This window comes from Mycobacterium sp. IDUB_19 (genome assembly GCF_055419445.1).
The window spans coordinates 1-6,572 of the sequence record NZ_JBVAXR010000078.1; the positions used below are offsets into that span (position 1 = coordinate 1).

At 66.7% G+C, this 6,572-nt stretch carries 8 protein-coding genes and 1 pseudogene; 3 read left to right on the forward strand and 6 right to left on the reverse strand.

Going from position 1 to position 6,572, the window contains the following annotated elements; genetic code table 11:
- A pseudogene (locus ACZY0B_RS26390) lies at positions 1 to 218 on the reverse strand (steroid 3-ketoacyl-CoA thiolase); the annotation flags it as partial.
- A 42-nt stretch (positions 219 to 260) separates the two neighbouring features.
- Entirely contained in the window at positions 261 to 674 is a 414-nt protein-coding gene (locus ACZY0B_RS26395) for a limonene-1,2-epoxide hydrolase family protein (protein WP_463767187.1), read from the reverse strand.
- A 106-nt stretch (positions 675 to 780) separates the two neighbouring features.
- Between ACZY0B_RS26395 and ACZY0B_RS26400 the strand changes: the two genes are divergently transcribed.
- Positions 781 to 1,404, forward strand: coding sequence for a TetR/AcrR family transcriptional regulator (locus ACZY0B_RS26400; RefSeq protein WP_463767188.1), 624 nt, complete (start codon positions 781 to 783; stop codon positions 1,402 to 1,404).
- A 73-nt stretch (positions 1,405 to 1,477) separates the two neighbouring features.
- Here ACZY0B_RS26400 and ACZY0B_RS26405 read toward each other — a convergent pair whose 3' ends face one another.
- Positions 1,478 to 2,677, reverse strand: a complete 1,200-nt coding sequence (locus tag ACZY0B_RS26405; protein ID WP_463767189.1) for a thiolase family protein — start codon at positions 2,675 to 2,677, stop codon at positions 1,478 to 1,480.
- 88 nt (positions 2,678 to 2,765) lie between these two features.
- On the opposite strand from ACZY0B_RS26405, the gene ACZY0B_RS26410 reads away from it, so the two are divergent.
- On the forward strand, positions 2,766 to 3,239 hold the full coding sequence (locus tag ACZY0B_RS26410; RefSeq protein WP_463767190.1) for a winged helix-turn-helix transcriptional regulator: 474 nt from the start codon (positions 2,766 to 2,768) through the stop codon (positions 3,237 to 3,239).
- Here ACZY0B_RS26410 and rsgA read toward each other — a convergent pair.
- On the reverse strand, positions 3,226 to 4,218 hold the full coding sequence (gene rsgA / locus ACZY0B_RS26415; RefSeq protein ID WP_463767192.1) for a ribosome small subunit-dependent GTPase A: 993 nt from the start codon (positions 4,216 to 4,218) through the stop codon (positions 3,226 to 3,228). The two genes, ACZY0B_RS26410 and rsgA, sit on opposite strands and share 14 nt — an antisense overlap.
- Positions 4,215 to 5,504, reverse strand: coding sequence for a 3-phosphoshikimate 1-carboxyvinyltransferase (gene aroA, locus ACZY0B_RS26420; protein WP_463767194.1), 1,290 nt, complete (start codon positions 5,502 to 5,504; stop codon positions 4,215 to 4,217). The genes rsgA and aroA overlap by 4 nt, the downstream gene beginning before the upstream one ends.
- Before the next feature lie 54 nt (positions 5,505 to 5,558).
- On the opposite strand from aroA, the gene ACZY0B_RS26425 reads away from it, so the two are divergent.
- On the forward strand, positions 5,559 to 6,323 hold the full coding sequence (locus tag ACZY0B_RS26425; RefSeq protein WP_463767195.1) for an SOS response-associated peptidase: 765 nt from the start codon (positions 5,559 to 5,561) through the stop codon (positions 6,321 to 6,323).
- Between the two features lie 3 nt (positions 6,324 to 6,326).
- Here ACZY0B_RS26425 and ACZY0B_RS26430 read toward each other — a convergent pair.
- On the reverse strand, positions 6,327 to 6,572 hold a 246-nt coding region (locus ACZY0B_RS26430; protein WP_463767196.1), incomplete at its 5' end, for an HNH endonuclease signature motif containing protein.

A 6,572-nucleotide genomic window follows, 5' to 3' on the forward strand; every position in this document is an offset into this window, starting at 1 on the left:
CCCAGCCGCTCGATGATGGTGGCGTTGGCCATGCCGCCGCCCTCGCACATCGTCTGCAGACCGTAGCGGCCGCCGCGCTGTTCAAGCGCGTTGACCATGGTGGTCATGATGCGAGCACCGCTGGCACCGAGCGGGTGACCAATCGCTATCGCCCCACCGTTCACGTTGGTCTTGGCCAGGTCGGCCCCGGTGTCGTGGGCCCACGCGAGGACGATGGGCTTCCGGCGAGGACATCGGGCAGTCGAAAGTTGCCGAAGCCCTTAGACGGTCGCGGGCACGAGGGTGCTAATGTCTTCGCCTTGAAGGAGTTTCACGGTCAGCGACACGTCGAAGTAATCCGTCCAGCGGGTGATCTTCCCGTCTTGGCCGACAACGAAGGTGCCCATCACTGGGACTGCTGGCTTGCTACCGTCGGGTGCCTGGATGTAGTCGAGGCGCTCGGTCAGCACCACCGGTCCGTCGCTGGCCATGTTCACGATTTCAAAGGCGTAGGCATCTGGGAACATTGCAAACTGCGCCGCCATGTTCTCAACAATGGCATTCACGCCGTTCGACGCTGGCATGCCGACATTCTGATAGACAGCGTCGTCGGCAATGAGCGGTCGCAGCGCCTCGGCGTCACGTCCCTCCATCAGCGCGCAGAACCTACGGACGACATCGACAGGTGCAGACATAACGCGGAACCTCCACGGCAGGCTGAGTGAATGGGTATCACCTACAGACTGTATGTGACATTCGGACTGTAGGTGACCCACTCGATGTATGCAATAGGCTGGCGCAGTGGCGCTTGATGAGCCCCTGGACACGAAAGCGCGCCGGGCTGCGCAGGCAGAGGCCACTCGTGCAGCGCTCGTTGCTGCTGCTCGAAAGCTGTTTGTCGAAAAGGGCTATCACCGCACGGGCACCGAAGAAGTCGTTGCAGAGGCTGGCGTCGGCACCCGTGGTGCGCTCTATCATCACTTCGCGGATAAGCAGGCGCTATTCGAAGCGGCGTTCCTCGCGGTCGAAGAGGACCTGGTCATCGAAGCCGCAAAAAACCTTGCCGACCCTGCGGACGGCGCGCTAAACCAATTGCGGCAGGGCCTAATTGGCTTCCTGGATGCGTCGCTCACTCCTCATGTTCAGCGGATATTGCTTATCGACGGGCCAGCCGTACTCGGTTGGGTCAAGTGGCGTGAATTGGAAAGCCGCTACGGACTTGGGGCCATTCGCGCCACGCTCGAACGTGCCATCGACGAAGGCGACCTTGCGGCGAATCAACCCACTGACGCTTTGGCGCACCTTCTACTCGCCGCTGCCGACGAAGCCGCCCTCTTCATCGCGAACGCACCCGATCAACTTGTAGCGCGCGACCAAGGAGTGCGGGCGCTGAACGCCCTGCTCGACGGGCTTCGAGTCAAATAGTCCGATCAACTATCAACAGAAAACCCCCACGCCAATGAGGCGCGGGGGCTCTGTGTTCCTGTGTTGACTCTTACTAGCTGAGCCGCTCGATGATGGTGGCGTTGGCCATGCCGCCGCCCTCGCACATCGTCTGCAGACCGTAGCGGCCGCCGCGCCGTTCAAGCGCGTTGACCATGGTGGTCATGATGCGAGCACCGCTGGCGCCCAACGGGTGGCCGATCGCGATGGCGCCGCCGTTCACGTTGGTCTTGGCCAGGTCGGCTCCGGTGTCGTGGGCCCATGCGAGCACCACGGGCGCAAAGGCCTCGTTGACCTCGAACAGGTCGATGTCGGCCAGCGTCAGGCCGGCCCGCCGCAGCACCTTCTCGGTCGCCGGAATGACGCCGGTCAGCATGTACAGCGGGTCGTCGCCCACCACGGTCGTGGTGTGGATGCGGGCCAACGGGCGCAGGCCCAGCTTCTTGGCGACCTCACTGGTGGTGATCAGCACCGCGGCGCTGCCGTCCGAGAGCGGCGACGAGTTGCCCGGTGTGATCTCCCAATTAATCTGCGGGAAGCGCTCTTTCATCTTCTCGCTGTAGAACGCCGGCTTCAGCGCGGCCAGTGTCTCCACGGTGGTGGCGGGGCGGATGATCTCGTCGGCGTACAGCCCGGCGATCGGGATCAGCTCGTTCTCGAACAGCCCGTCCTTGGTGGCGCGGGCGGCCTTGTCGTGGCTGCCGGCCGAGAACTCGTCGAGCTGAGTGCGCGAGAAACCCCACTTCGCGGCTATCAGCTCGGCGCTGATACCCTGCGGCACAAGGCCTTCGGGGTAGCGCGCGCTCATGCCCTCGCCAAACGGGTCGCTGCCCGGCAATACCTGGGTGCCCATCGGTACGCGGCTCATCGACTCCACGCCCGCGGCGATCACCAGGTCATAGGCACCGGCGATAACGCCCTGGGCGGCGAAGCTGATCGCCTGCTGGCTGCTGCCGCACTGGCGGTCGATCGTCACGCCGGGAACCGACTCGGGGAAGCCCGCGCCCAGCAACGCGTTGCGCGCGATGTTGACCGCCTGATCGCCGACCTGGGTGACGGCACCGGCGATGACGTCGTCGACCTGCGCCGGGTCCACACCGGTGCGGGTCACGAGTTCACGCAGGCTGTGCGCCAACAGGTCAACGGGCAACACATCGTGTAGCGCGCCGCCGGCCTTGCCCTTGCCGATGGGGGTGCGGACGGCGCCGACGATGACGGCGTCGCGGCCTTGAAAACCAGGCGAGAAAGCGGTCATGACTCCTCCTTGAGTCCTGAGTATGGCTCGATATACCCAGCAAAACGTCTAGGTATACTAAAATCAACCCAGTCGGGAGGTGATTTAGATGACATTTCTGCAGGGCGCCCTGGCGGACCGGGAGAAATGGTCGCCGGTCGGCCAGTGCGCGATCGAGAAGACGATGACGGTGGTCGGCACCAAATCCGCGATGCTGATCATGCGCGAGGCGTACTACGGCACCACCCGGTTCGACGACTTCGCCCGCCGGGTCGGCATCACCAAGGCGGCCACGTCGGCGCGACTGGCCGAGCTGGTTGACCTCGGGCTATTGGCGCGCCAGCCCTATCAGGACCCTGGACAGCGCAGCCGCGAGGAGTACGTGTTGACCGAGGCCGGCATTGATTTCATGCCGGTGGTCTGGGCGCTGTTCGAGTGGGGACGGCACCATCTGCCGGGCCGTAACCGGCTGCGGCTGACTCATCTTGGCTGCGGCGCCGAGGCAAGCGTCGAAATTCGTTGCACCAAGGGCCATCTGGTGCCGCCCGACGAACTCGGCATGCGGCTGGCTACGTCTCCCTGAGCGCCGCCAGCAACCGCCGGGCCGCCTCGACGCGGCGAACGGCCGGGCCGGAGAGCGTGTCCAGCGCACATTCCGGGTCCGCCGGCGGTCCCATGTGGCCGCAGCCCCGCGGGCAGTCCTGCACCGTCTCGGCCAGATCTGCGAAGGACGAGAGCACGTCGTCGGGCTGGATGTGGGCCAGCCCGAACGAGCGAATGCCCGGGGTGTCGATCACCCAGCCGGAACCCGGCAGCGAGTCGCCCAGCGGCAGCGCCACCGACTGCGTCGAGGTGTGTCGTCCCCTGCCGATGTCGGTGACCACGCCGACCGCCCGATCGGCTTCGGGCACAAGGCGATTCACCAAAGTCGACTTGCCGACCCCGGAATGCCCGAGCAGCACGGTGATCTTGCCGGGAAGCAACTCTGCCACCGCGAGCAACGGGTCGTCGACGCCGGCGGCGACGATCGTCAGATCCAGATCGACGAACTGCTCGGCGAACGGTTCGGGTGGGGCGAGGTCGGTCTTGGTCAGGCACAGAATCGGTGTCAGGCCACCGGCGTACGCGGCGATCAGCGTCCGGTCGACCAGGCCGGTGCGTGGCGGTGGGTCGGCAAGTGCCACCACGATGAGCAGTTGATCGGCGTTGGCGACCACTACGCGCTCGGCGGGGTCGGTGTCATCGGCGGTGCGCCGCAACACCGTTCGCCGCGGACCCCGGCGCACAATGCGGGCCAGGGTGTCCGGCCGCCCGGACAGATCGCCGACGATGTCGACATCGTCGCCGACGACGATCGGGGTGCGGCCCAGTTCGCGGGCCCGCATTGCGGTGACCCGGCGCTCGGGGCGGCCGCCCAGCGCACACCCCCACCGGCCGCGGTCGACGCTGACCACCATGGCGGACTCTGCGTCGGCGTGTTGCGGACGGGTCTTGGTTCGGGGCCGCGTCCCCTTACCGGAGCGGACCTTGACGTCGGACTCGTCGTAGTCGCCCGGCTTCAAACGCTGGACTCCAGCATGCGTGCCCACAGCTGCGGGAATTCCGGCAGCGTCTTGGAGGTGGCGCCGATGTCGTCGACCTGAACCCCGGCGACTCGCAGCCCGACGATCGCGCCGGCCATGGCCATCCGATGGTCGGCATATGCGCGCCAGATGCCGGAATGCAGTGGTGTGGAAGCGATTTCCAGGCCGTCGGGCGTCTCCTGGCAGTTACCCCCGAGCCGGTTGATCTCGGTGCTCAACGCGGCGAGCCGGTCGGTCTCGTGGCCCCGCAGATGGGCGATGCCGCTCAATCGTGACACCGACCCCGGGGTGGCCAGCGCCGCCAACGCCGCGACCGATGGCGTCAGCTCGCCGACCGCGCACAGGTCGACGTCGAATCCGTCGTAACCCGCCGAGCCCCGCACTTCGAGAAATGAATCAGTTTGGTTGACAACGGCATTCAGCTTGCCCAACACGTCGAGGATGTCCCCGGCGGGTTGCACGCTGGCGGCCGGCCATCCGGTGATCCGTACGGTGCCGCCCGTGACGACGGCCGCCGCCAGGAACGGAACGGCGTTGGTGAGATCGGGTTCGGCATCCCAGTGCCGGGACGCGACGGTGCCGGGATGCACCTGCCAGCGGTTGGGCACCGAATCGTCGATATCGACGCCGGCCTGCCGCAACATCACGGTCGTCATCGCGATGTGCGGCGCGGACGGTAGCGACGTGCCGGTGTGGTGCACGGTCAGGCCATTGCTGAACGACGCACCGCACAACAACAGGCCGGACACGAATTGTGACGACGCCGAGGCGTCGATTGCCACGGTGCCGCCGGCGACCGATCCGCCGCCCCGCACCCGGAACGGCAGGCCCGTTCCCTCGATCGGGACGCCGAGCTCGCGCAGCGCGTCCAGCAGCGGCGCGATCGGCCGGGCCCGGGCCTGCTCGTCGCCGTCGAATTCCACCGCCGCGTCGGCCAAGGCTGCCAACGGCGGCACGAAGCGCAACACCGTGCCGGCCAGACCGCAGTCCACGCGCGCGCCGGGACCGGGATCGAGTCGGCCGCTGACCGTCAGCTCGGAACCGTCTCCGTCTACGCGCAATCCCAGCGCGGTGAGCGCGCCGATCATCAGGTCGGTGTCGCGGCTGCGCAGCGCGCCGCTGATGGTCGAGGCATTTTGGCCCTGCGCACTCGAGAGTCCCGCGAGCACGAGCGCCCGGTTGGTCTGCGATTTCGAGCCCGGAACGGTCACGGTCGCGTGCACCGATGCCGGCGCGGTGGGGGCCGTCCAGGGCTCGGTGGTCACGGCTTCATCCTGCCGTGTCGGCGGGTGTCGTGGGTACCGGGCACCATGGAAGTCATGTGTGGACGGTTTGCGGTCACGACGGATCCGGCCCTGCTAGCCGAGAAGATCAAAGCGATCGACGAAGCTACCGGTAGCTCGGAGCGCGCGGGGGAGCCCAACTACAACGTGGCTCCCACGGCCACGGTCGCGACGGTGGTGTCGCGCCACAGTGAGCCGGACGACGAGCCGACTCGTCGGGTGCGGCTGATGCGCTGGGGACTGGTGCCGCCGTGGGTCAAGGCCGGTCCGGACGGCGGCCCGGATACCAAGGGTCCGCTGCTGATCAACGCCCGTGCCGACAAGGTGGCGACCTCGCCGGCGTTTCGCGGTTCGGCGAAAAGTAAGCGCTGCCTGGTGCCGATGGACGGCTGGTACGAGTGGCGGCCCAATCCGGACAACGCCGCAGGCAAGAAGACCGCCAAGACACCGTTCTTCATGCACCGCGACGACGGCGAGCCGCTGTTCATGGCCGGCCTGTGGTCGGTCTGGAAGCCCGGCAAAGAAAAAGACCCGCTGCTGAGCTGCACGATCATCACCACCGACGCCGTCGGCGAGCTGGCCGAGGTGCACGACCGGATGCCGTTGATCCTGGCCGAGCGCGACTGGGACGCCTGGTTGAATCCCGATGCGCCGCTAGACGCCGAGCTGCTGGGCCAGGTACCGGATGTGCGCGGCATCGAGTTGCGCGAGGTGTCGAGGTTGGTGAACAGCGTGCGCAATAACGGTCCCCAGCTGCTCGAGCCGGCCGAGCCGGAGCCCGAACAAATCACGCTGCTTTAGCTGTTAGGCCGCCTCGTCGTCGTCCGGGTCGAGCAGGAGTTTGTTGGGGTGGTGGAAGGTGTTGGTGCGGGGTTGGCCGCGCTCTAGGTGTGGGGGTGGGATCCATTCGGTGGTGCCGTTGGCGCGTTTTCGGGTGGTCCAGCCGCGGGGTTGCAGCAAGCGGTGGTGGGGGCCGCAGGCCCACGTGAGGTTGTCGATGTCGGTGGTGTGGCATTGGGCGTAGTCGGTGATGTGGTGGACTTCGCAGTA